A 24,449-nucleotide genomic window follows, 5' to 3' on the forward strand; every position below is an offset into this window, starting at 1 on the left:
TCTGGACACCCGATAGGGCGCCGCGCTTCGCCCAGCGCGGCCATAGCTGTAACGGATATAAAACACCTGTGGAAGCCGAATCACTGGGCGGATAAACACTAAACCAGTGTCCTGAATTCGTTGAGCACAACACTATCTGTGCCCCGTCCATCAGGAATGATGAACTTTGCGCGGTCGTTCTGCTTCGAACCCAAACGTCTCTCTTTTTGTTTGTGGCATCCCCACATCCGCACACTCACCACAACGTGGATAAGCGCCAATGAGCTTCAGCACGTGGATGCTGGTGATGGGCACCCTGTTATTGATTCTCGGACTGGCCTCCGCCTTTGTGCGGCTTCTGCCGGTCACAACGTCAACGCTTTATCTGGCATTCGGCCTGGCGATAGGTCCGCTTGGCCTGGGCATCTGGCAGCAGGATTTATTGGACATTTCCACCTGGTTAGAACACCTGGCCGAAATCGCTGTATAGATTTCATTGTTTATCGGCGGGCTAAAACTGCGTCTGCCGTTTCGCGCGCCTGAATGGTAAGCCGCTTGGTTACTCGCTGGCCCGGTGCTCCTCGGTACCATTTTCAGTGTGTCGCTTATCGCCCACTATCTATTCGGTCTGAGCTGGGGGCTATCACTGTTGATAGCGGCCATCCTCTCGCCTACCGATCCGGTGCTGGCCAGCCTAGTGCAGGTCAGCCACGCTGGGGACGAGGATCGCGTGCGTTATGCCATCTCGGGGGAAGCTGGACTGAACGACAGCATTGCCTTTCCTTTTGTTATCGCAGCGTTATTAACCCTTCAGTTTAGTGACCAGCCGCCCATAAGCCCTCTGCGCGAGGCATTCGATTGGTTTTTGATCTATATCGTGTGGGCCGTTCCCGTCAGCTTGTTACTGGGCTATACGCTGGGGCGGAGCGTTGGCCGGCTAGTCATCCATCTACGTGCCCGCCAGACCGACACGACCATATCAGCCAATGATTTCCTTGCTCTGGCCTTGATCGCTCTTTCCTATGTAGGTGCAGAAAGCATCGGAGGCTGGGGCTTTCTCGCGACTTTTGCCGCTGGGCTGGGTTTACGCCATGCCGAAGTGACTGCTAGCCAAGGACATGAGCAGCCCGCAGAAAAGCGGACAAGCAATTCAATGACTCGTGAAAAAGGCCAGACACACGGAGATATCGAGTTTGGCGAAGACAAGGATGAGCATCCCAAGGTGGCCGCGGGAGCCCTAATGATGGACATCCTATCATTTGGCAGTTTGCTGGAACGTATCCTGGAAGTGCTTATGGTTACTCTGCTCGGTGCCCTGCTGTATCAACACTGGGACTGGCGCGCACGGCCTATGGGGTTGGCACTATTCTGCGTGGCGCGTCCGGGCATGGTGCTACTGCTGATCGGAGGTCGGCTAATGCCGCCTGCGCATCGGCTACTGATTGGTTGGTTTGGCATTCGTGGCATTGGCAGCCTTTATTACCTTAGCTACGCAATCAATCATGGGTTACCCGGCACGGTGGCGCAAACAGCGAGCGATCTTGTGCTGAGTGTGGTGGCCATGAGTATCGTGTTGCACGGGTTAACCAGCCAGCCTCTACTGGGTTATTACGAGCGCCTCAAGCGCCGCGCATGAAAGGTGCTGCCCGAGTCGGGTAACTAATCGCGATCCAATAAATGGAAGCTGGGCAACGCGACATGCCAGCGAATGGCCGCCAGGCGAATCAGCAGCACGGTAAGCATGGCCACGCCAGTATCCAGCCAGTGTGGTGTGTCCAGCGCACGCATGCCGATAAACATCAGGGCACCGGCAATGCAGGCTGTCGCGTAGATTTCTTTCTGGAAGATCAGCGGGATCTCGTTGCAGATCACATCGCGCATCACACCGCCGGCAACTCCAGTGATCACACCCATGATTACAGCCGTGCTATGTGGCACGTTGTGCTGCATAGCAACCTCGGTGCCGATTACGGTAAACACCGCCAAGCCGAAGGCGTCCGCCAATAGCAGGCCTTTCTCGTGAATTGGCTGGGTCAACCGCACCCAGATCACAGTGCCTACTGCCGCCAATGAAGCGATGACGATGTACAGGTCGTTGCGAATCCAGCTGACCGGATGGTTGTCCAGAATCAGGTCACGCAAGGTACCGCCGCCCAGTGCGGTGACAATGGCAATCACCAGAACGCCGAACAAGTCCATGGACTTGCGCCCGGCCATAAGTGCGCCGGTGATGGCAAAGACTGCAACGCCGAACAGATCGGCCAGATAGAACAGTTGCGCCATGCTGACCTCAGGACGACACAGGAGTACGCATGGTGACGAACTCTTCGGCGGCCGTTGGGTGCACGCCGATGGTTTCATCAAATAACTGTTTAGTGGCACCAGCTTTCAGAGCAACGGCGAGCCCCTGCACAATTTCACCAGCGTCTGGACCGACCATATGGCAGCCAAGCACGCGGTCTGTAGCCGCGTCCACCACCAGTTTCATCAGGGTCCGTTCCTGGCTTTCGGTCATGGTCAGTTTCATTGGGCGGAAGCGGCTTTCGAAAACCTGGACGCTATAGCCCTCCTCCTTCGCCTCTTCTTCACTGAGCCCGACTGTGCCGATATTAGGCAGGCTGAATACCGCAGTCGGGATCATCCGGTAGTCGACCTTGCGGTACTCCTCTGGCTTGAACAGGCGTCGTGCTACCGCCATACCTTCGGCCAGCGCAACAGGTGTCAGCTGCACACGACCAATCACATCACCAATGGCGAGAATCGATGGCGTTGTGGTCTGGTACTGCTCATCGACCTTGATAAAGCCGCGCTCATCGAGCTGCACATGGGTATTTTCCAGGCCCAGGTTATCCAGCATCGGCCGACGTCCGGTGGCATAGAAAACACAGTCGGTCTCAAGCATGCGGCCATCCTTGAGGGTGGCCAGCAGGCTACCATCGGCCTGTTTGTCAATGCGGGCGATGTCGCTGTTGAATTGCAGATCCACACCACGCTTGCTCAACTCTTCCTCTAGGTGCAAGCGCACGGCCTTGTCGAAGCCACGCAGGAACAGCTCTCCGCGATAAAGCAACGAGGTTGTGGCGCCAAGGCCGTTGAAGATCGAGGCGAACTCCACGGCAATATAGCCACCGCCTACAACCAGCACGCGTTTGGGCAGCCGCTCAAGAAAGAAAACTTCATTCGAGCCAATGGCATGTTCATGCCCAGGTACTTGAGGAATCTGCGGCCAGCCGCCGGTGGCAATCAGGATATGTTTGGCGCTGTAGCGTTTACCGCCCAGTTCGACAGTCTGCTCATCGACAATCCGTGCGTGGCCTTCGAGCAAGGTCACACCGCTGTTAACCAGCAGGTTGCGATAGATGCCATTGAGTCGATCTATTTCACGGTTTTTGTTGCTGATCAGGGTCGACCAGTCGAACCTGGCCTCCCCCAGCTCCCAGCCGAAGCCTTGCGCCTGTTCGAAGTCGTCGGCGAAATGTGCGCCATAGACCAGCAGCTTCTTCGGTACGCAGCCAACATTGACGCAGGTACCACCGAGGTAGCGGCTTTCGGCAACCGCCACGCGCGCGCCATAGCCGGCAGCAAATCGCGCAGCCCGCACACCGCCAGAACCGGCACCAATTACAAATAGGTCGAAGTCGTAGGTCATTTCAGCCTCCAGAACAGGCAGCCAGCATACCCCAAGGCGCGTCAGTGCCTAAACTTGATGCATGCAGAACAGGAGAGCCGTTATGCGCCCTACCCTTACTCATCTGGCCTTGCACGTGCCTGACCTCGACGCCTGCGTAAGCTTTTACGAGCAGTTCTGCGCGATGCAGGTGATTCACCAGCGCGCAGGCAAAGGCTCACGGATTGTCTGGATGGCCGAACAGGGTAAGGAACACAGCTTTATTTTTGTGATCATGCCGGGTGGACAGGATCGCCATTTGGCTGCGGATGACTACAGCCACTTTGGCTTTGCCCTGGAAAGTCGAGAACAGGTTGATAACGTCGCAGCGCGAGCGCGAGTGGCAGGATGCCTGGTCTGGGAGCCGCGTGACGAACCCTACCCCGTTGGTTACTACTGCGGTCTGCGTGATCCCGCAGGCAACTATGTGGAGTTCAGCTACGGCCAGCCGTTAGGGCCTGGCGCCGAACATATGCCGCTGCCCTGAATGCACACAGCCACCCGAAGGTGGCTGTGTATTACCGCGCGCCAGCCGAATTAATAGGCCTTGCCGGTTTTGTAGAGGTTCTCAAAGCAGAAGTTGGTGGCGTCGATGTAGCCTTCGGCACCGCCGCAATCGAAGCGTTTGCCCTTGAACTTGTAGGCCATCACGCAGCCATTCTGCGCCTGCTTCATCAGTGCGTCGGTAATCTGAATCTCACCACCTTTGCCAGGCTCGGTCTGCTCGATCAGGTCGAAGATATCCGGCGTGAGGATATAGCGGCCAATGATCGCCAGATTCGAGGGGGCATCTTCCGGCTTTGGCTTCTCAACCATGCTGTTAACCCGGTAGATGTCATCACGAATCATCTCGCCGGAGATGACCCCATATTTATGGGTTTCTTCTGGCGGCACTTCCTGGATGGCCACAATCGAGCAGCGGAACTGGTTATACAGTTTGACCATCTGCGTCAGCACCGCATCGCCATCCAGATTCAGACACAGGTCATCAGCCAGCACCACCGCGAAGGGTTCATCACCAATCAACGGGCGACCACATAGAATCGCGTGGCCCAGCCCCTTCATTTCCACCTGGCGGGTGTAGGAAAAGCTGCATTCGTTGATCAGTCGACGGATACCAACTAGGTATTTTTCCTTATCGGTATCACGGATCTGATGTTCAAGTTCGTAGCTGATGTCAAAGTGATCTTCCAGCGCGCGCTTACCGCGGCCAGTAATCATGGCAATTTCCGTCAAGCCGGCTTCCAGCGCTTCTTCGACGCCATACTGGATCAACGGTTTGTTCACGATCGGCAGCATTTCCTTAGGCATAGCCTTAGTGGCAGGCAGGAATCGTGTGCCGTAACCGGCTGCTGGGAACAAACATTTCTTGATCATGGGTAACCTTGAGCAATGGTGTGAAAAGTGCGTGCGCAGTCTATCAGGCTGCACTGGCCTTACAATGCCCCTGCGCGGGCCGGCCAATGCCTCGGTAGAGAAAACCCAACTCAGCCAACTGCACGGCATCGTAGATATTGCGCCCGTCAAACAGTACCGGCATACGCATCAAACCACGAATGCGGGCAAAGTCGGGCTGGCGAAATTGCTTCCATTCAGTGACCAATACCAGCGCATCCGCACCTTCAACAACGCTATACGGCGATGTGCTCAAGTGCAGCTGGCCGCTGCTGATCGCCTGACCGTAGCGTTCTGCCAGAGCGGTTGTAGCGACTGGGTCGCACGCCTGGACGGTGACACCGGCTGCTAGTAAGGCATCCAACAGAACCAGGCTGGGGGCTTCACGCAGATCTTCGGTCCCTGGTTTGAACGCCAAGCCCCACAGCGCCACAACTCGACCCTGCCAATAGCCAGAGAAATGCTCACGCAGTGCCTGGAACAACAGGGTTTTCTGCAGCGCGTTACGGGCTTCGACTGCGCGTAGGATGCCTGGTTCAATGCCTTCCTGCTCCGCGCAGCGAATAAGCGCGCGTACATCCTTGGGAAAGCACGAGCCGCCATAGCCGCAACCAGCATAGATAAAGTGAGTACCAATACGCTTATCGCTGCCGATGCCGCGCCGCACATCCTCAATGTCGACATCCAGGCGCGCGCATAGACTGGCCATTTCGTTGATAAAAGAAATCTTGGTGGCTAGAAAGGCGTTTGCGGCATATTTGCTGAACTCTGCCGCCCGCAGCCCCATGCATAACAAACGCTCGTGATTGCGTAGAAACGGCGCATACAGGCGGCGCAAAAGCTCATGCCCCTGGGGCTCATCGCAGCCGACAATCACCCGGTCCGGTCGCATGAAGTCGTCAATCGCTGAGCCCTCCTTGAGAAATTCCGGGTTGCTCGCCAGTGTCACCGCAAAGCGCTTGTCGCGCTTGCTCAAGCGACTGTTGATGCGTTGTGCCACACGTTCTGCCGTCCCAACTGGTACGGTTGATTTGTTTACCACCATGCAGCCTTTTTCAAGCAGGTCGCCCAGCTCATCAGCCACAGCCAGCACATACGACAAGTCCGCAGAGCCGTCCTCCCCGCTTGGCGTGCCGACGGCAATAAAGATGATCTCAGCCTGCTTGATAGCGTCATTCAGGTGCTGTGTGAAACTCAGTTGGCCGCTGTTCAAATGCGTCTGCAGCATGGCCTCCAGCCCTGGCTCATAAATCGGTGACTGACCACGGGCAAGCCGCGCCACACGCTGCGCATCACGCTCAACGCAGACAACACGATTGCCCATCTCGGCAAAACAGGCCGCCGAAACGAGCCCTACATACCCCGCGCCAATCACACAAATCCGCATCGCCTGCACTCCTCACTGAGTTACCGCGATTGCAGCTAAAGCAGATGGCAGACGTATGACATGAATAAGGCGTTCGGATGACAGGCCCTGATGATAAATGCCAGGCACAGAAAAACCGGCAACGAAGGCCGGTTTTAGTGGGTTTCAGGTTCATACAGGAACATCTGAAATCATGTACATGGTGCCCGAAGCCGGGGTCGAACCGGCACGAGGTTACCCTCGAGGGATTTTAAGTCCCTTGCGTCTACCGATTTCGCCATTCGGGCGGTAGCGCTGCATTGCGAGGCTTGGACTATATACAGCCCTTGGATGCCTCGCAAGGTTTCAAGCTTAAATGAAAAAGCCTCATAGATCAGTGATCTACGAGGCTTTTCTAATTGGAGGCTGAGGTCGGAATCGAACCGGCGTTCACGGATTTGCAATCCGGTGCATAACCACTCTGCTACTCAGCCTTGAAACTAAACGGACCGTGTAAAACGGCCCGTTGAAAATGGAGCGGGAAACGAGACTCGAACTCGCGACCCCGACCTTGGCAAGGTCGTGCTCTACCAACTGAGCTATTCCCGCTTGTCGTGCTGACGGCCGCCATTCTATAGCTTCAGAACGGCGCGTCAAGCCCTTGATTCAAAAAAGCTTATTTCTTTTCTGCAGTGATTCGCAGGTGTGGCCATGCGGCCAGCAGGTACTGCGCCATCGACCACAGGGTAAGTACGGCGGCAATGATCAACAGCGCGTAACCGAGCACAACCCAGGCAGTAAAGGTCGGCGGATTAGCCAGCAAAATCACCAAGGCGACCATCTGTGCTGCGGTTTTCCACTTGGCCAGTTTTGATACGGCAACATGCACGCGGGCGCCTATCTCTGCCATCCATTCACGCAGCGCCGAAACCACAATTTCGCGACCGATGATGATGGCCGCAGGTAGCGTCAGCCAGAGGTTGGTGTGCTCAGCCACCAGTAATACCAGGGCAACCGCCACCATCAGCTTGTCGGCAACCGGGTCGAGGAAAGCGCCAAAAGGTGTGCTCTGCTCCCAACGGCGGGCCAGGTAACCATCCAGCCAGTCGGTTGCTGCAGCGACTGAAAACACCGCGCTGGCAGCCCAGTAGCTCCAACTGAAGGGGAGGTAGAACAGCAGAATAAACACCGGTATCAGCAATACACGGAGCACGGTAAGCAGGTTGGGGATATTCATCGACACAACTTGGCGGTAAAGAGAACCGGCATTCTACTCACTGTGCAGGGCGGCATAAATCAACTCGGCGAGTTTTTTACTGATCCCAGGTGCTTTGGCGATTTCTTCGATACTGGCGCGCGACAATTCCTGCAGCCCGCCGAAGTGATTGAGCAGCTCGCGCCGCCGCTTTGGCCCTACGCCGGCTACCTCTTCCAATGTGGAGGTGCGCCGGGTTTTACCACGGCGTGCGCGGTGCCCAGTAATGGCAAAACGGTGCGACTCATCGCGAATCTGCTGAATCAAATGCAGTGCCGGCGAATTGCCTGGCAGGGTGAACTCATGGGCGGCGTCATTCAGGTACAGCGTTTCCAAACCCGGTTTGCGCGTGGTGCCCTTCGCAACACCGAGCAGAATCAGATCAGGCACCGCCATCTCCTCGAGCACTTCGCGGGCCATTGCCAACTGGCCTTTACCGCCGTCGACTAGGAGGATGTCCGGCAGCTTGCCTTCACCATCCTTGATCTTGCTGAAGCGTCGCGTCAGCGCCTGGTGCATGGCAGCGTAATCGTCACCAGGCGTCACGCCCTCAATGTTGTAGCGGCGATAATCGGATTTCAGCGGGCCTTCCGGGCCAAATACCACGCAGGAGGCGACGGTTGCTTCGCCGCTGGAATGGCTGATGTCGAAGCATTCCAGGCGCTGCGGCACTTCATCCATATCCAGCGCCTGAGCCAACGCATCAAAGCGCGCAGCAACGTGTTGCCGATTGGCCAAACGCGCCGCCAATGCCTGCTCGGCATTGGTCACGGCCAGCTGCTGCCAGCGCGCGCGGGTGCCACGTACGCGGTAGCTGATGCTCAATTCGCGGCCGCGCAGCTCATCGATGGCGGCGATCAATGTCGGGAAGTCTTCGTGCTGCGCATTGACGATCAGCTCGCTCGGCAGGTCGCGCTCCTGACTGCTCAGGTAATACTGCGCGAGGAAGGCCAGCAATACGCCGCTGCCCTCCTCCTCGATTGCCACCTGCGGGAAGAAGTTTTTACTGCCGAGCACCCGACCGCCGCGCACACTGATCAAATGCACACAGGCGCCACCAGGGTTGACCATAGCCGCAACCACGTCCACATCACCCGTGCCACCTTCCATGCTCTGCTGGTCCTGCACCCGGCGTAGCAGCGATATCTGATCACGCAACCCGGCCGCTCGCTCGAAGTCGAGCGCCATTGCCGCTGCCTGCATGCCGCTGGACAGCTCATCGGTCAGGGCATTGCTGCGCCCCTCAAGAAACATCACTGAATGGCGTACGTCATCAGCATATTCGGCGGGCTCCACCAGGCCGACACAGGGGCCTTTGCAGCGCTTGATCTGGTACTGCAGGCAGGGCCGTGTGCGGTTCTTGTAAAAGCTGTCCTCACACTGGCGCACCAGAAAAGTCTTCTGCAACAGGTTGAGGCTTTCGCGGATGGCCCCGGCGCTGGGATACGGGCCGAAGTAACGGCCCTTCTGCTTTTTCGCCCCACGGTGGATGCTCAGCCGCGGGAAGTCACCATCGGAAAGAAACACATAGGGATAGGACTTATCGTCGCGCAGAAGGATGTTGTACGGCGGGCGCCATTCCTTGATCAGCGTTTGCTCAAGCAGCAGCGCTTCGGTCTCGTTGGCGGTGATGGTGGTTTCGACCTGGGCGATTCGGCCCACCAAGGCGGCGGTCTTCGGCGCTAAACCGCTTTGGCGGAAATAGCTGGCCAGGCGCTTTTTCAGGTTCTTGGCTTTGCCGACGTAGAGCAGCTTGGCGTCCACATCGAACATGCGGTACACGCCGGGGCGACCGCTGCAGGTGGAGAGAAATGCGCTGGAATCGAAGGCGGCGCGGGTTTCGTCAGCTGCCGGCATCAATCATGCCGTGGCGCACGGCCAGCAGGGCCAGCTCGACATCGCTGGTGATCGACAGCTTTTCGAAGATGCGATAGCGGTAGGTGTTTACGGTTTTCGGCGACAGGCAGAGCTTGTCGGAAATGGCCTGAACCTTCTGGCAGCCGGCGATCATCAGAGCGATCTGGATTTCACGCTCGGACAACAGGTCGAAAGGCGAATTGCTGCTCTGCGGCTGGAACGACTTGAGGGCCAACTGCTGGGCAATCTGCGGGCTGATATAGCGCTGGCCGCTGAACACCATGCGGATGGCTTGAACCATTTCTTCCAGCGCGGCGCCCTTGGTCAGGTAGCCGGCGGCACCGGCTTGCAGCAGGCGCGTGGGGAACGGATCTTCTTCGCAGACGGTAACCGCGACGACTTTAAGGTCAGGATGGCTGCGAATCAGCTTGCGCGTCGCTTCAAGGCCACCAATACCCGGCATTTTGATGTCCATCAGGACAACATCGGGCTTCAATTCACGGGCTTTCTTCAGGGATTCTTCGCCGGACTCGGCTTGCCCAACTACATGCAGGCCGTCGATATCAGCCAGCATACGGGTGATGCCAGTACGTACCAGGTCGTGGTCATCAACAACAAGCACCCTGATCAAGCGACACCCCGTTTGCATCAGCAGCAAAGAGCTGCTGGTTGGGTTGGAAGGCTGGAAATTAATTAAACCCAGCTTGGCGCATAACCGTCAAAAAGCAAGCGTCAATAAAACTATGCACTTGTGTGACGGCCAGAGGAATTTGGCGGAAGCGGTGAGATTCGAACTCACGGAAGAGTTTCCCCTTCGACGGTTTTCAAGACCGTTGCATTCAACCGCTCTGCCACGCTTCCGGCGTTTGCGGGCGGCAATCTTACCCGAACGCAACACGCTGTCAAACTCTGCGTGTTGGCTCTTTATCTGCCTCTGCTATGATCGGGCCTGACCTTGGTCACGGAACCATCAGCCATTTCAGGAGTGTCGCCATGAACGAACACAATTATGCACTTGACCACACGCAGGTTGAGCAGCAAGAAGTCAGCCGCGTCTTGCGCAACACCTATGGCCTGCTGGCCATCACCCTGGCCTTCAGCGGCCTGGTGGCGTACATCGCGCAGCGCGCCAATGTGCCTTATCCGAATATATTCGTGGTGCTGATCGGCTTTTACGGCTTGTTCTTCCTCACCGCCAAACTGCGTAACTCGGCCTGGGGTCTGGTTTCGACCCTCGCCCTGACCGGTTTCATGGGCTACACCCTCGGCCCTATCCTCAATCGCTATATGGGCATGGCCAACGGTGCTGAAGTTGTCAGCTCGGCCTTTGCCATGACGGCCCTGGTGTTCTGCGGCCTGTCGGCATACGTGCTGACTACCCGCAAGGACATGAGCTTCCTCAGTGGCTTTATCACTGCGGGTTTCTTTGTGCTTATTGGTGCGATGGTTGCCGGGTTCTTTTTCCAGATCAGCGGCTTGCAACTGGCAATCAGCGCAGGTTTCGTGCTGTTCTCCTCGGCCTGCATCCTGTTCCAGACAAGCGCGATCATCCATGGCGGAGAGCGTAACTACATCATGGCGACGATCAGCCTGTATGTATCGATCTACAACCTGTTCGTCAGCCTGCTGCAGATTTTCGGCATTATGGGCGGCGACGATTGATTCAAGCAGCTGTACAAAGCCCGCTTCGGCGGGCTTTTTTATGCCTGCCATCTGTGACTGGCAGCCTTCGGGCCGCCGCAGACGACGTTAAAAATGGCTCCCGATCATTTTTTATGCCTGCCGCGCGCATCTTGGTAACTCAGGCTTTATCATTCCAGCAAATTGGCTTGCCAGGTTTGCTATGAAGTTCGCCATCGCCCTTTTCTCTCCTCCTCATGCGCCCTCCTCGCGCCGTGCGCTGCGTTTTGCTCAGGCAGCATTGGCGGGTGGGCATGAAATTGTTCGGCTGTTCTTCTACCAGGACGGCGTACACAGCGCGTCAAGCAATGTGGTCTGCGCGCAGGATGAAGTGGATCTAGCACGTGAATGGCGTGAGTTCGTGCAAGCGCAGCAACTGGATGGCGTGGTGTGCATTGCCGCTGCGTTACGCCGTGGCGTGCTGAATGACGACGAAGCGCAGCGTTACTCACGCACTGCCGCGAACCTGGATGCACCCTGGGAGCTTTCCGGCCTTGGCCAGTTGCACGAAGCGGCGCAGCTGGCGGATCGGCTGGTGTGTTTTGGAGGGCCTTGAGATGAGTAAGTCGTTGTTGATCATCAACCGCCAAGCGCCCTGGTCCGGTCCCGGTGCGCGGGAAGCGCTGGATATAGCGCTGGCCGGCGGCGCCTTCGATTTGCCGATTGGCATGCTGTTTCTTGATGACGGGGTATTCCAGCTGAGCAGCTCACAGCAGCCCGTCCGCCTGCAGCAGAAGGACCTTGGCGCCAACTTACAGGCCTTGCCGATGTTCGGTGTCGAGGCACTCTATGTTGCTCAACGCAGCCTTGAAGAACGCGGCCTACAGGACCATTCCAGCAGCCTGGCCGTCGAGCGCCTGGATGATGCAGAACTAAGCGCCTTGATTGACCGCTACGACCAGGTGATTACGCTCTGATGGCTACTTTGCACGTACTTTCACACTCGCCCTTTACCGATAGCCGTCTGAGCAGTTGCCTGCGCCTGCTCGGCAGTCGGGATGCCCTGCTGCTATGTGGTGATGCTGTATATGCCTTGCAGGCCGGCAGCGCACAGCGTCAGGCGCTGGAGCTGATGCCAGAGGCCATTGCGCTGTATGCCCTGGATGAAGATGTGCAGGCCCGCGGCCTTGCACACCCTGCCCGCCTCACGCTGGTCGATTATCCCGCTTTCGTTGCACTGAGCTGCCAATACGACAAGGTAAACACCTGGCTATGACGACATTGAATATTGAGGGCCGCAGCCTCGCGCTGGACAAGGACGGTTATCTGCTCGACCTGGCCGCTTGGTCCGAGGCCGCTGCGCACGCCCTGGCAGAACGTGAGGGCATCAGTTTGAGCGCCGATCACTGGGAAATTCTCTGGCTGGTGCGCAGCTTTTATCACGAGTTTCAGTTGTCGCCGGCCAATCGCCCGCTGATTAAGTTTGTTGCCGTGAAAATCGGCCCCGAGAAAGGCAATAGCCTGCATCTCAATCGCCTGTTCAATGGCGCTCCCGCCAAACTCGCCGCCAAGCTGGCGGGCCTGCCCAAGCCGACCAATTGCCTATGAACCTTGTGACCCCGCCGGAACATCCCTTCGCTCAATTTGTGCGCATTCTAGGCAAGGGTAAGCGCGGCGCACGCAATCTGACCCGTGAGGAAGCACGCGAGGCCATGGGCATGCTGCTAGATGGCCAGGTCGAAGAAAGCCAGCTGGGCGCATTCCTGATGCTGCTACGGCACAAGGAAGAAAGCGCCGAGGAAATGGCCGGCTTTGCTGAAGCCGTGCGTGCACACTTACAGGCGCCGACGATCCCAGTCGATCTCGACTGGCCAAGCTATGCCGGCAAGAAACGCCATCTACCCTGGTTTCTGTTGGCCGCCAAAGCGCTGGCCAATAGCGGCATTCGCATATTGCTGCATGGCGGTGGACCGCACACTGCGGGCCGCTTGTACAGCGAGCAACTACTCGAGGCGCTCGACATTCCGCTGTGCCACAACTGGGGGAGTGTTGAGCAAGCACTAGCCGAACAGCATTTCGCGTTTATCCCCCTGGGTGACTGGATGCCGCAATTGCAGCGGATGATTGATCTGCGCAACATTCTAGGTTTGCGCTCACCTATCCACTCCCTCACCCGCATTCTTAACCCTCTGGGCGCACGCTGCGGCCTGCAGAGCATCTTCCACCCGGGTTATCAGGCAGTCCATCGCGAGGCCAGCCAGTTATTGGGCGATAACGCCATCGTGATCAAGGGCGAAGGCGGCGAAATCGAGATCAACCCGGACGCCACCAGCCACCTCTACGGCACCGCTAATGGTGAAAACTGGGATGAAGAATGGCCGGCTCTATCAGCACAACGTCACGTCAAACCGGAGTCACTTGAGGCCGCGCATCTGTCAGCGTTCTGGCGTGGCAGCGTTGAGGATGCTTACGGTCAGCTTGCCGTAATCAGCACCATGGCGTTGGCTCTGCGCGCCCTAGGGCGCAGTCGTGAGGCCGCCTTTGATGAAGCGAAACACTGCTGGCATACACGTAAAACATCGAACTAACTGATGTGTTTAGGCGCTTTTTTGCACCTTTCCATCCATTACAAGCCGTTAGACTGACCCTTCATGCATCACGGAGTCAGTCCTATGGGCCTGCTTATAGACGGACACTGGCGAGATCAGTGGTATGACACCGGCGACACTAGCCGCTTCCAGCGTGAAGACGCACAACGCCGCAATTGGATCACCGCCGACGGTACAGCCGGCCCCAGTGGCACTGGCGGCTTTGCTGCCGAAGCTGGGCGCTACCACCTGTATGTATCACTCGCATGCCCTTGGGCGCACCGCACGCTGATTTTGCGCCAGCTAAAAGGCTTGCAACCGCTGATTGGCGTTTCGGTCGTCAGTTGGTTAATGCGCGAGCATGGCTGGACTTTCGATACTGAGCACGGTGCCAGCGGTGATGCCCTGGATGACCTGAACTACCTGTACCAACGCTACACCGCCGATGACGCCCAATACACTGGGCGAGTTACGGTTCCCCTGCTGTGGGACACGCAGCAGCAATGCATCGTCAGCAATGAGTCAGCCGAGATCATTCGCATGTTCAACGGTGCCTTCGATGGACTAACGAACAATCGCCTCGATTTTTATCCCGCGCATTTACGCGAACAGATCGACGCCCTCAATGAACGCATCTACCCCGCCATCAATAACGGGGTCTACCGTGCTGGTTTTGCCACACGCCAGGATGCTTATGAAGAAGCGTTCGATGAGCTTTTCGAGGCTCTGGATGGGCTAGAAGCTAGCCTAGATAGCCGCCGCTATCTGGCCGGCGAGTACCTGACAGAAGCTGATATCCGCCTGTTCACCACGTTGATTCGCTTCGATGCGGTTTACCACGGCCACTTCAAGTGCAACCTGCGTCGACTGGAAGATTATCCCAACCTGTCAAACTGGCTGCGCGAGCTGTACCAGTGGCCAGGCATTGCTGAGACAGTGGACTTCACCCACATCAAAAGTCACTACTACGCCAGCCACGCCACGATTAACCCAACCGGGGTGATTCCCAAGGGGCCGCAGTTGGTCTTAGACCGAGCGCATGACCGTGAGCGTCTGGTGGGTAAGGGTATTTACCAAGGCTAAGTATGCCCCTGGGACCCAGGCAGAGGGTCCCAGCTCCTGCCGCCGCTAATCCCGGCGAGTAGCGTCTTCGAACCAGGCCAGCTTTTCGCGCAACTGCACTACTTCGCCGACGATCACCAGGGTCGGCGCATGCACTTCATGCTCAGCCACTAGCTCGGCCAGGTTGGCCAATGTACCGGTAAACACCCGCTGGTTCTGCGTGGTGCCCTGCTGGATCAATGCCGCCGGCGTTGATGCGGCACGGCCATGGGCGATCAGCTGTTTGCAAATCATTGGCAAACCCACCAGGCCCATATAGAACACCAAAGTCTGGCTGGAAGCCGTGAGCTCGCTCCAGGGCAGGTCACTGCTGCCATCTTTCAAGTGTCCAGTAACAAAACGTACCGATTGCGCATGGTCACGGTGGGTCAGCGGAATCCCCGCATAGGCAGCGCAACCTGACGCAGCAGTGATGCCCGGCACCACCTGAAACGGGATCCCGTGAGCGGCCAGTTCCTCGATCTCTTCGCCGCCGCGGCCGAAAATAAACGGATCGCCGCCCTTGAGGCGCAGTACGCGCTTACCTTCTTTGGCCAGAGCGACCAGGCGTTGATTGATTTGATCCTGCGGCAGCGCATGCTCGGCGCGCTGTTTACCAACATAGATACGTTCAGCATCGCGGCGGCATAGTTCGATAATCGCCGGCGCTACCAGGCGGTCGTACAACACCACATCGGCCTGCTGCATCAGGCGCAAGGCGCGGAAGGTCAGCAGATCAGGATCGCCCGGCCCGGCGCCAACCAGATACACCTCGCCCAGGGCGCGCGGTGCAATCCCTGCAATCTTTTCTTCCAGCAGACGCTGACCTTCCTGCAGTTTGCCGGCGAAGACGCTTTCGGCGACCTGGCCCTGGAACACATCCTCCCAGAACACTCGGCGCTGCTGCACATCCGGAAACAGCCCTTTAACCTGGGCGCGAAAGCGTTTGGCCAGGCCAGCTAACTGGCCATAGGTCGCGGGAATCCAGGTTTCGATTTTGGCGCGAATCAACCGAGCCAGCACTGGGGCGTCGCCGCCACTGGTGATGGCGACAATCAGCGGCGAGCGGTCGACGATAGCGGGGAATATCACGCTGCACAGCTTCGGCGCATCCACCACATTGACCGGGATACCTAGGGCCTGGGCCTCGACCGATATTTGCGCGTTCAGCGGTTCGTCATCGGTGGCGGCAATGATCAGCGCCACGCCCTGCAAATCCGTCGATTGGTAATCACGCAGCAGCACCTCGCCATTGCGGGCGCTTGCCATCTCACGCAACTCTTCACGAATATCCGGCGCTACGACCCGCAATGTCGCACCGGCATCACTAAGCAAGCGCGCCTTGCGCACGGCAACTTCACCGCCACCGACCACCAATACCAGACGATCCTGCAGCTTGTGAAACAGGGGCAGAAAATCCATGACGCACGCTCTCGATCGGGTAAACAAAACGGGGCGGCACTGGCCGCCCCGTCACGTGCAACTGAAGCCGGCTTAGCCGATTACTTCAATGCCGCCCATATAGGGTTTCAATACATCCGGAACGCGGATGCTGCCATCGGCCTGCTGGTAGTTCTCCAGCACGGCTACAAGAGTGCGACCGACTGCCAGGCCGGAGCCGTTGAGAGTGTGTACCAGCTCGGGCTTGCCGGTTTCCGGGTTGCGGTAGCGCGCTTGCATACGGCGCGCCTGGAAGTCACCGCAGTTGGAGCAGGACGAAATCTCACGGTACTTGTCCTGACTCGGCACCCAGACTTCCAGATCGTAGGTTTTCACCGCACCGAAGCCCATATCACCGGTGCACAGTGCCAGTTTGCGGTATGGCAGTTCGAGCAGCTGCAGTACGCGCTCAGCGTTGGCGGTCAGGCTTTCCAGTGCCTCGAAAGACTTGCTCGGCTCAACGATCTGGACCATCTCGACCTTGTCGAACTGATGCTGACGGATCATGCCGCGGGTATCACGGCCAGATGCGCCGGCTTCGCTGCGGAAGCACGGGGTGTGGGCTACCAGTTTCAGCGGCAGCTGCTTGGAGTCAAGGATTTCGCCCGCGACGATATTGGTCAGCGACACTTCAGCAGTCGGAATCAGGTAAAGATCGGCTTCACCTTCGCGGCTGATCTTGAACAGGTCTTCCTCAAACTTCGGCAACTGGCCGGTACCTTGCAACGCCGGCGCCTGCACCAGATAGGGCGTGTAGGCTTCTTCATAGCCGTGCTCGCCGGTGTGCAGGTTGATCATAAATTGCGCCAGCGCGCGGTGCATGCGGGCAATAGGGCCACGCAGCAGGGCAAAGCGCGCACCGGACAGCTTGGCAGCGGTCTCGAAATCCAACCAGCCATGCTGCTCGCCAAGGGCGACGTGATCCTGAATCGTGAAATCGAAACTGCGCGGCGTGCCCCAGCGCGACACTTCAACGTTGCCCTCTTCATCCTCACCGACCGGTACCGACTCGTGCGGCAGGTTGGGAATATTCAGCAGTAGATTGTCGAGTTCGCTCTGGATGCTATCGAGGTCACGCTTGCCCTGCTCCAGATCACTGCCCATTTGGTCCACTTCTGCCAGCAACGGCGCAATGTCTTCACCGCGCTGCTTGGCCTGGCCAATGGATTTGGAGCGGCTGTTACGCTCGGCCTGGAGCTGCTCGGTGCGGGTCTGCAGCGTCTTGCGCTGGGCTTCAAGCGCTTCAAAACGTGCAACATCAAGGACAAAGCCACGGGCGGCCAGGCGCTCGGCCACTTCATGGAGCTGGGTACGAACGAGTTTAGAATCGAGCATGTTCTGGTCTCAACACATCACAAGGGTTTGCATGGCAGTAGCCATGGCGCGCAATGCCGCGCAGTTTAAGGCTTAAACAGGGGGAAGTGCCAATGGCCGGCGCCATTACTGCCACAGGCGCGCCAAGCTCAGCCCCGCCCAGGTGGCAAGCAGGCTACCCAACACGCTGATTGCCGCATAGCCCAGGGCCAACGGTATCTGGCCGCTTTCTAGCAGGCGCACGGTGTCGAGAGAAAAAGATGAAAAGGTGGTAAGGCCGCCCAGAAAACCAACAATCAGCCCTGCACGCAACTCCAGTGGCAGTTCTGGGCGCAGCAGAAACAGGCCATACAAGTAGCCGATAAGCAGGCAACCGAGAATATTCACCGCCAGGGTCGCACCGTAGAAATGCTGCGGCCAGTTGGTACTGACCCAGTTGGCGGTGGCAAAGCGCAACAGGGTGCCAAGCATGCCGCCCAGCGCTACGGCAATCACTATACCTATCATGGTTTTCTCCGCTGCCTGGGGCTACTGCGGTCCTGGTTCTGCAAATGCTGCAGCTTATCGCGAATCTTCAGCTCCAAACCGCGCGGCACCGGCTGGTAGTACTCGCGCGGCTCGAAGGTTTCAGGAAAATAATCTTCCCCCGCCGCATAGGCATCAGTCTCATCGTGGGCATAGCGGTATTCGTCGCCATAGCCCAACTCTTTCATAAGTTTGGTAGGCGCATTACGCAGATGCAGGGGAACTTCCTGCGAGCCGTGTTCGGCGGCGTCGCGCATGGCGGCGTTAAAGGCGTTATAAACCGCATTACTTTTTGGCGCGCAGGCCAGGTAGACAATCGCCTGCGCCACGGCCAATTCGCCCTCGGGGCTGCCCAGGCGCTCCTGCACATGCCAGGCATTCAGACACAGGGTCAAGGCACGCGGGTCGGCGTTGCCAATGTCTTCGCTGGCCATGCGCACTACGCGCCGGGCGATATATAGCGGATCACAGCCACCATCGAGCATGCGCGCATACCAGTACAGCGCGCCGTTCGGGCTGGAGCCGCGCACGGATTTGTGCAGGGCCGATATCTGGTCGTAGAAGGCTTCGCCGCCCTTATCGAAACGTCGACGGGTATCACCCAGCAAATTGAGCAGCAGTTCGCTGCCGATCTCGCTGCCGTCTTCGGCAAGATCCGCCGCATTTTCCAGAAAATTGAGCAGGCGCCGACCATCACCATCGGCGGCAGCCTGGAGAATCTTGAAGCTTTCTTCTGGCAGACTCAGCTGGCGATCGCCCAAGCCTTTAGGGTCACTGAGCGCGCGGTCAACCAATTTGCGCAGCGCGCTTTCATCCAGGCTTTTCAGTACGTAAACACGAGCCCGTGAGAGCAAGGCGTTGTTCAGCTCAAACGAGGGGTTTTCCGTGGTGGCGCCGATAAAGATCAGCGTGCCGTCTTCCACGTACGGGAGAAAAGCATCCTGTTGCGACTTGTTGAAGCGGTGCACTTCATCGACAAACAGAATGGTTTGCCGCCCATATTGCGCGGCATGCTGCTGCGCCACTTCCACAGCCAGGCGAATCTCCTTGACCCCGGAGAGCACGGCAGAAATCGTCTCGAAATGCGCATCAGAAACCTGCGCCAGCAGCCGCGCCAGGGTGGTCTTGCCGACGCCCGGCGGCCCCCAGAAGATCATCGAATGCAGCGCACCCTGCTCCAGCGCTTCACGCAAGGGTTTGCCACGGGCCAGCAAATGTTCCTGGCCGACGTACTCATCCAGGCTGGCTGCACGTAAACGGGCAGCCAGGGGTTGAGCAACGGGAGCCTTGCGAAACAGATCCATGACTGCGGTTTAACGCCTCTAGCTTTTGAGCTATTTACTCTTGAATCACGTCGGCGCCGGCCGGGATCTCGAAGGTGAACTGCGCATCGTCCTGTGGCTCATTCATTTTCACGTTAAGAAAAAGAATGTTGGTGCGCTGGCCAATGCTGTCGATCAGCTGCATATCGTTGAGCACCTTGTTACGGAACGACAGACGCAGACTGTCGAACAGGGTGTCCTTGGATTTTGGCTTGAGGATGAAATCAACGACATCACCGGCCTCCTTATGGCTGATTTCAAAGTTCTCACGGATCTTTGAAACATCACCAGACAGCAGCAGGGCCGGAGTGTGTGTCAGACGCTGGTCGAGGGTCTGGATGGTCACCTGCTGCAGATCAGGGTCATACAACCAGACCTTTTCACCGTTAGAAACCAGTAGCTGCTCCATCGGCGCATCGGTGTGCCAGCGGAATAGGCCCGGGCGTTTTAGCGCGAGCTGGCCCGCGGTTTCCTGCAGCTGAGTACCGCTGCCATCGAGGGTCAACTGGGAAAAGCGCGCGGTAATGGTCTGCGCCTGGTTGAGCAGCTCGGTCAGGCGCTGCACGGCAACTTCATCGTCGGCCATGGCAGCAACGCTGGTAAAACTCAGTACGGTCAGCAACAACATGCGAATCAGGCGCATGGGACTCCTTATCAGATCGGGCTAGGCGTTAATCGCGAACGGGGCTTGGTGCTATGACCTCGCGAGAGCCATTGGTGTTCATTGAGGTGACGACGCCGGCCATTTCCATGGCCTCGATCATCCGCGCGGCACGGTTGTAGCCAATTTTCAGCTTGCGCTGCACTGCAGAAATAGAGGCGCGGCGACTTTCCAGGACAAAGTTGACTGCTTCATCGTAAAGCGGGTCAGCTTCGCTACCCTCACTGCCCTCGCCGCTGCCACCCTCAAAACCGCTACCAGACTCTTCGGCGCCGGCCAGGATGTCATCGATATAGTCAGGCGTACCACGCTGCTTCCAGGCCTCGACCACGCGGTGCACTTCTTCATCGGAAACGAATGCGCCGTGTACGCGTATCGGCAAGCCGGTGCCCGGCGGCATATACAGCATGTCCCCGTGACCCAGCAGCTGTTCGGCGCCACCCTGGTCGAGGATGGTTCGCGAGTCGATCTTGCTCGATACCTGGAAGGCCATACGGGTCGGAATGTTGGCCTTGATCAGACCGGTAATCACATCCACCGAAGGGCGCTGTGTCGCGAGAATCAGATGGATTCCCGCCGCACGGGCCTTCTGCGCGATACGCGCGATCAGCTCTTCAACTTTCTTGCCGACGATCATCATCATGTCGGCGAACTCGTCGACTACGACCACGATGGTAGGCAGGGTTTTCAGCAGCGGCGCTTCATCGTGCATGCTTTCGCGCTTGTACAGCGGATCACTCAGCGGCTCACCCGCTTCTTCGGCATCTTTGACCTTGCGGTTGAAGCCGGCCAGGTTGCGCACGCCCATCTTCGACATCAGCTTGTAGCGCCGCTCCATCTCGGCTACCGACCAACGCAGGGCGTTGGCGGCTTCCTTCATGTCGGTCACTACCGGGCACAGCAGGTGCGGGATGCCTTCGTAGATCGAAAGCTCGAGCATTTTCGGGTCGATCATGATCAAGCGCGCCTCTTCCGGCGTGGACTTGAACAGAATCGACAGGATCATTGCGTTGACCCCGACCGATTTACCCGAGCCGGTGGTGCCGGCCACCAGCAGGTGGGGCATCTTCGCCAGATCAGTGATTACCGGCTTGCCGCCGATATCGTGACCCAGAGCCAGGGTAACCGGCGACTTGGCTTCGTCGTACTCGGGCGACGACAGCACTTCGGAGAAGCGCACGATCTGCCGGTCTTCGTTAGGGATTTCGATACCGACGGTAGTTTTGCCGGGAATAACTTCCACCACCCGCACGCTGATGATTGCCATCGAGCGCGCGAGGTCCTTGGCCAGGCCGGAAATACGGCTGACCTTGACCCCTGCTGCCGGCTGGATCTCGAAGCGGGTAATCACGGGGCCCGGATGAACCGATTCGACGATAACCTCGACACCAAACTCCTTGAGTTTGATCTCAAGCAAGCGGGACATCGCTTCCAGGTATTCGGGTGAATATTTCTTCTGAACTTTCTCTGCCACATCGAGGATGGAGATCGGTGGCAGACTGCCGGCCAGGGCGCTGTCTTCAAACAGGTTGACCTGCTTCTCTTTCAGCACGCGTTTGCTCGGCTCAGGCGCTTTCGGCGCGGCCGGCGGTGTTATTAACGGGGCTGGGCGGTTAACCCGCTCGCTCATGTGCTTGTTTAGCGACTCTTCGCGTTCAATCAGGCGCTCTTTGACTTTGGCCTGTTCACGGCGATCCAGCACGATCGGCGCAGATACTTCGCTGACGCGCTCATCGACTTCACGCAACTGCGCTACCAGCTGTTTGCGCTCAACCCGCGCACTCCACCAGCGGTTGGCCAGACTCTGGATCAGCTCAATCAGATCAAGGGTGATCTTGCCGGTCAGGTCCATCACCTTGAACCAGGAAAGGTCGGTAAACACCGTCAACCCGAATAAAAACAGTGCGATCAGCAGCAGCGTACTGCCCTGCACATTCAGGGCAGTAATAGCGAGCTGGCCAAGGCTTTCACCCAGCGCGCCCCCTGCAGATGCCGGCATGCTTGAGCTCGCTTGGAAGTGGATATACGCCAGCGCAGCACCGGACAACACCAAGAACACCAGGCCAATCAGCCGCCAGGAGAACAACCAGCCGCTCCACTGCCATGGCTGATGCCGACCACGAAATACTTGTAAGGTTTTAACAGCCAACAGCAACGGGAATAGGTAGGCAAAATAGCCCAGCGCCATAAACAAAATATCGGCAAACCAGGCACCGGCGCGGCCGGCGGCGTTCTGTACCTGTTCCACATTGCTGGTGTGGGTCCAGCCAGGATCGGCCGCATCGTAGGTCAGCAGGGCCATCCATAGATAAAGGCAAAGTGCGCCCAGGCCAATCAGCGCGCCTTCTTTAAGTCGATAAGGCAGTTGCTGACGCCAGAGAGGGGCTTGTGCGGTTGGGCTAGATTTCTTCAAAACGCATCTGTTCCTGCGCCACAGGCGCCGAATAATTGGTTAACGGCAAAATATGCAGCGATTGTACGGGTTTAGCCAAACGATACCAGACCGAGCTGTATGCATAAACAGCTACGGCGGTTGACTCCCGCTCTTTGCCTGCTTCGGTGTAGCATATCCGCCAACATCGTCCGTGCGGCTCAATTGGAGCATGCATTCTCTTTTGTGACAAAGGCTTATGAGGTGTTTTTATGAGCGAAGTCAAGCATTCACGCTTGATCATCCTGGGTTCCGGCCCTGCCGGTTATAGCGCTGCCGTTTACGCTGCCCGCGCCAACCTCAAGCCCGTGATCATTACCGGTATCCAGCCTGGCGGTCAGCTGACCACCACTACCGAAGTAGACAACTGGCCCGGTGATGTTGAAGGTCTGACTGGTCCGGCGCTGATGGAGCGCATGCAAAAGCATGCCGAGCGCTTTGAAACCGAGATCGTTTACGACCACATCCACACCGCTGAGTTGCAGTCGCGCCCCTTCACCTTGAAAGGTGACAGCGGTACCTACACCTGTGACGCACTGATTATCGCCACGGGCGCATCGGCGCAATATCTGGGCCTGCCATCGGAAGAAGCTTTTTCCGGCAAGGGCGTCTCGGCGTGCGCCACCTGCGATGGCTTCTTTTATCGCAATCAGGTTGTAGCGGTGATCGGCGGCGGCAACACCGCCGTTGAAGAGGCGCTGTACCTGTCGAATATCGCCAAGGAAGTACACCTGGTGCATCGCCGCGACAAGCTGCGTTCCGAGAAGATTCTTCAAGACAAGCTGTTTGACAAAGCAGCCAACGGCAACGTGGTGCTGCACTGGAATCACGCCCTTGAAGAAGTACTGGGTGACAACACGGGCGTTACCGGTGCGCGCTTGAAAGATACGCAGAGCGGTGTGAGCAAAGACCTGCCGTTGGCAGGCGTGTTTATCGCTATCGGCCATAAGCCGAATACCGAACTGTTCCAAGGCCAGTTGGAGATGCGTGACGGCTACCTGCTGATCAAGGGTGGCAATGAAGGCAATGCCACTGCCACCAGCATTGAAGGTGTATTTGCCGCGGGCGACGTGGCCGATCACGTTTACCGCCAGGCCATCACTTCCGCCGGTGCAGGCTGCATGGCTGCGCTGGATGTCGAGAAATTCCTCGACGACAATTGATCCAACCGGGCGGACGTAAAGTCCGCCCTACCCTCCTCTGCCCAACTCCGGCCTTGCACATGCTGACGTGGCTGCAACGTGACTCACTGGATTTCCCCCCTCTAAATAAAGCCCTGCGCGAGCCCAATGGCCTGCTGGCTGCGGGTGGCGACGTGCGCCCCGAGCGCTTGATCCAGGCTTATCGCCATGGCTGCTTCCCCTGGTTTCAGGATGGTCAGCCAATTCTCTGGTGGTCGCCGGATCCGCGTACCGTGCTGCTGCCTGACAATCTGCACGTATCACGCAGCCTGGCCAAAGTAATGCGCCAGGGCCGTTATCGAGTGACTTTTGATCAGGCTTTCGCAGAGGTGATCCGCGCCTGCGCTGCACCGCGCAGCTATGCAGCAGAAACCTGGATCACCAGCCCTATGCAGGACGCCTACCTGGAACTACACCAGCGCGGTATCGCTCATTCGGTTGAGGTCTGGCGTGATGACCTGCTGGTTGGTGGGCTCTATGGCCTCGCCATGGGCCAACTGTTCTTCGGTGAGTCGATGTTCAGCCGCGCAGATAACGCATCCAAAGTGGGCTTCGTCACGCTGGTTGAACACTTGAAGGATTGGGGCTTTGTGCTGATCGACTGCCAGATGCCAACCGAACATCTGCTCAGCCTGGGCGCTCAGACGATTTCGCGTACTGAGTTCGCCGGCTATCTGAACGCTCATCTTGATCAATCCAGCCAGGCTGACTGGGTCGCCTAGGCGAGTTTGCCAGCCTGGCTTACACTTGGTTGAAGACCGATCCCGA

The 24,449-nt window shown here is 57.8% G+C and carries 23 protein-coding genes, 4 tRNA genes and 1 pseudogene; 11 read left to right on the forward strand and 17 right to left on the reverse strand.

Translation table 11 applies throughout. The features are described from left to right. Positions 1-259: 259 nt before the first annotated feature. A pseudogene (locus tag ACIGEK_RS10845) lies at positions 260-1,615 on the forward strand (cation:proton antiporter). Positions 1,616-1,638: 23 nt separating this feature from the next. Here the strand turns inward: ACIGEK_RS10845 and ACIGEK_RS10850 are convergent. After that, the gene (locus ACIGEK_RS10850; protein ID WP_397493342.1) at positions 1,639-2,262 is read right to left on the reverse strand and encodes a trimeric intracellular cation channel family protein; all 624 of its coding nucleotides are present in this window, start codon (positions 2,260-2,262) and stop codon (positions 1,639-1,641) included. A 7-nt stretch (positions 2,263-2,269) separates the two neighbouring features. Then, on the reverse strand, positions 2,270-3,628 hold the full coding sequence (gene gorA / locus ACIGEK_RS10855) for a glutathione-disulfide reductase (RefSeq protein WP_397493343.1): 1,359 nt from the start codon (positions 3,626-3,628) through the stop codon (positions 2,270-2,272). An 82-nt stretch (positions 3,629-3,710) separates the two neighbouring features. Here gorA and ACIGEK_RS10860 point away from each other — a divergent pair, with 82 nt between their 5' ends. After that, positions 3,711-4,133 carry a VOC family protein gene (locus ACIGEK_RS10860; protein WP_397493344.1) on the forward strand — a complete coding sequence of 141 codons (423 nt, stop codon included), beginning with the start codon at positions 3,711-3,713 and terminating at the stop codon, positions 4,131-4,133. 50 nt (positions 4,134-4,183) lie between these two features. On the opposite strand, the gene galU is transcribed toward ACIGEK_RS10860, so the two are convergent. From galU to ACIGEK_RS10905, 9 genes are all read right to left on the reverse strand, one after another. Beyond that, entirely contained in the window at positions 4,184-5,023 is an 840-nt protein-coding gene (gene galU / locus ACIGEK_RS10865) for a UTP--glucose-1-phosphate uridylyltransferase GalU (protein WP_397493345.1), read from the reverse strand. 43 nt (positions 5,024-5,066) lie between these two features. Next, a complete protein-coding gene (locus tag ACIGEK_RS10870; RefSeq protein WP_397493346.1) occupies positions 5,067-6,428 on the reverse strand; it encodes a UDP-glucose dehydrogenase family protein in 1,362 nt (453 codons plus the stop codon). A gap of 179 nt (positions 6,429-6,607) precedes the next feature. Continuing rightward, positions 6,608-6,694 (reverse strand) — tRNA-Leu (locus tag ACIGEK_RS10875). 112 nt (positions 6,695-6,806) lie between these two features. After that, a tRNA-Cys gene (locus ACIGEK_RS10880) sits at positions 6,807-6,880 on the reverse strand. Positions 6,881-6,919: 39 nt separating this feature from the next. Next, a tRNA-Gly gene (locus ACIGEK_RS10885) sits at positions 6,920-6,995 on the reverse strand. 67 nt (positions 6,996-7,062) lie between these two features. Continuing rightward, positions 7,063-7,623, reverse strand: a complete 561-nt coding sequence (gene pgsA / locus ACIGEK_RS10890) for a CDP-diacylglycerol--glycerol-3-phosphate 3-phosphatidyltransferase (RefSeq protein WP_397493347.1) — start codon at positions 7,621-7,623, stop codon at positions 7,063-7,065. A gap of 33 nt (positions 7,624-7,656) precedes the next feature. Beyond that, positions 7,657-9,498 (reverse strand): excinuclease ABC subunit UvrC, encoded by a 1,842-nt coding sequence (gene uvrC / locus ACIGEK_RS10895; RefSeq protein WP_397493348.1) that lies wholly within the window; start codon positions 9,496-9,498, stop codon positions 7,657-7,659. Beyond that, on the reverse strand, positions 9,485-10,129 hold the full coding sequence (uvrY, locus tag ACIGEK_RS10900) for a UvrY/SirA/GacA family response regulator transcription factor (protein ID WP_397493349.1): 645 nt from the start codon (positions 10,127-10,129) through the stop codon (positions 9,485-9,487). Before uvrY ends, uvrC begins: the two co-directional genes overlap by 14 nt. 140 nt (positions 10,130-10,269) lie before the next feature. Next, positions 10,270-10,359, reverse strand: a tRNA-Ser gene (locus ACIGEK_RS10905). A gap of 132 nt (positions 10,360-10,491) precedes the next feature. Here ACIGEK_RS10905 and ACIGEK_RS10910 point away from each other — a divergent pair. The 7 genes from ACIGEK_RS10910 to ACIGEK_RS10940 all read left to right on the forward strand — a co-directional run bounded on the left by ACIGEK_RS10910 (position 10,492) and on the right by ACIGEK_RS10940 (position 14,789). Beyond that, positions 10,492-11,160 carry a Bax inhibitor-1/YccA family protein gene (locus ACIGEK_RS10910; protein WP_339411251.1) on the forward strand — a complete coding sequence of 223 codons (669 nt, stop codon included), beginning with the start codon at positions 10,492-10,494 and terminating at the stop codon, positions 11,158-11,160. A 181-nt stretch (positions 11,161-11,341) separates the two neighbouring features. Beyond that, positions 11,342-11,734, forward strand: coding sequence for a sulfurtransferase complex subunit TusD (tusD, locus tag ACIGEK_RS10915; RefSeq protein WP_397493350.1), 393 nt, complete (start codon positions 11,342-11,344; stop codon positions 11,732-11,734). A gap of 1 nt (position 11,735) precedes the next feature. Continuing rightward, positions 11,736-12,095 (forward strand): sulfurtransferase complex subunit TusC, encoded by a 360-nt coding sequence (gene tusC / locus ACIGEK_RS10920; protein ID WP_397493351.1) that lies wholly within the window; start codon positions 11,736-11,738, stop codon positions 12,093-12,095. Beyond that, positions 12,095-12,394: a sulfurtransferase complex subunit TusB gene (gene tusB / locus ACIGEK_RS10925; RefSeq protein WP_397493352.1), complete on the forward strand. Its 300-nt coding sequence runs from the start codon at positions 12,095-12,097 to the stop codon at positions 12,392-12,394. Before tusC ends, tusB begins: the two co-directional genes overlap by 1 nt. Beyond that, positions 12,391-12,726, forward strand: coding sequence for a TusE/DsrC/DsvC family sulfur relay protein (locus tag ACIGEK_RS10930; protein WP_397493353.1), 336 nt, complete (start codon positions 12,391-12,393; stop codon positions 12,724-12,726). Before tusB ends, ACIGEK_RS10930 begins: the two co-directional genes overlap by 4 nt. Further along, on the forward strand, positions 12,723-13,706 hold the full coding sequence (locus tag ACIGEK_RS10935; RefSeq protein ID WP_397493354.1) for a glycosyl transferase family protein: 984 nt from the start codon (positions 12,723-12,725) through the stop codon (positions 13,704-13,706). The genes ACIGEK_RS10930 and ACIGEK_RS10935 overlap by 4 nt, the downstream gene beginning before the upstream one ends. 84 nt (positions 13,707-13,790) lie before the next feature. Beyond that, positions 13,791-14,789: a glutathione S-transferase family protein gene (locus ACIGEK_RS10940; protein ID WP_397493355.1), complete on the forward strand. Its 999-nt coding sequence runs from the start codon at positions 13,791-13,793 to the stop codon at positions 14,787-14,789. A gap of 45 nt (positions 14,790-14,834) precedes the next feature. Here ACIGEK_RS10940 and cysG read toward each other — a convergent pair whose 3' ends face one another. The 6 genes from cysG to ftsK all read right to left on the reverse strand — a co-directional run bounded on the left by cysG (position 14,835) and on the right by ftsK (position 22,482). Continuing rightward, positions 14,835-16,229 (reverse strand): siroheme synthase CysG, encoded by a 1,395-nt coding sequence (gene cysG, locus ACIGEK_RS10945; protein WP_397493356.1) that lies wholly within the window; start codon positions 16,227-16,229, stop codon positions 14,835-14,837. Positions 16,230-16,301: 72 nt separating this feature from the next. Beyond that, positions 16,302-17,582 carry a serine--tRNA ligase gene (serS, locus tag ACIGEK_RS10950; protein ID WP_397493357.1) on the reverse strand — a complete coding sequence of 427 codons (1,281 nt, stop codon included), beginning with the start codon at positions 17,580-17,582 and terminating at the stop codon, positions 16,302-16,304. Positions 17,583-17,687: 105 nt separating this feature from the next. Further along, positions 17,688-18,068 carry a fluoride efflux transporter CrcB gene (crcB, locus tag ACIGEK_RS10955; RefSeq protein ID WP_397493358.1) on the reverse strand — a complete coding sequence of 127 codons (381 nt, stop codon included), beginning with the start codon at positions 18,066-18,068 and terminating at the stop codon, positions 17,688-17,690. Next, entirely contained in the window at positions 18,065-19,390 is a 1,326-nt protein-coding gene (locus tag ACIGEK_RS10960; RefSeq protein ID WP_397493359.1) for a replication-associated recombination protein A, read from the reverse strand. Before ACIGEK_RS10960 ends, crcB begins: the two co-directional genes overlap by 4 nt. 34 nt (positions 19,391-19,424) lie before the next feature. Then, positions 19,425-20,051 (reverse strand): outer membrane lipoprotein chaperone LolA, encoded by a 627-nt coding sequence (gene lolA, locus ACIGEK_RS10965; protein ID WP_397493360.1) that lies wholly within the window; start codon positions 20,049-20,051, stop codon positions 19,425-19,427. 28 nt (positions 20,052-20,079) lie between these two features. Next, positions 20,080-22,482, reverse strand: coding sequence for a DNA translocase FtsK (gene ftsK, locus ACIGEK_RS10970; protein WP_397493361.1), 2,403 nt, complete (start codon positions 22,480-22,482; stop codon positions 20,080-20,082). A 230-nt stretch (positions 22,483-22,712) separates the two neighbouring features. Between ftsK and trxB the strand changes: the two genes are divergently transcribed. Together trxB and aat are read left to right on the forward strand one after the other, a co-directional pair. Continuing rightward, positions 22,713-23,663 carry a thioredoxin-disulfide reductase gene (gene trxB, locus ACIGEK_RS10975; protein ID WP_397493362.1) on the forward strand — a complete coding sequence of 317 codons (951 nt, stop codon included), beginning with the start codon at positions 22,713-22,715 and terminating at the stop codon, positions 23,661-23,663. 59 nt (positions 23,664-23,722) lie between these two features. After that, positions 23,723-24,403, forward strand: coding sequence for a leucyl/phenylalanyl-tRNA--protein transferase (gene aat, locus ACIGEK_RS10980; protein WP_397493363.1), 681 nt, complete (start codon positions 23,723-23,725; stop codon positions 24,401-24,403). The last annotated feature ends 46 nt before the right edge of the window (positions 24,404-24,449 follow it).

Origin of the sequence: Pseudomonas sp. NPDC079086, from assembly GCF_044542155.1 — a bacterium.
GTDB lineage: Bacteria > Pseudomonadota > Gammaproteobacteria > Pseudomonadales > Pseudomonadaceae > Aquipseudomonas.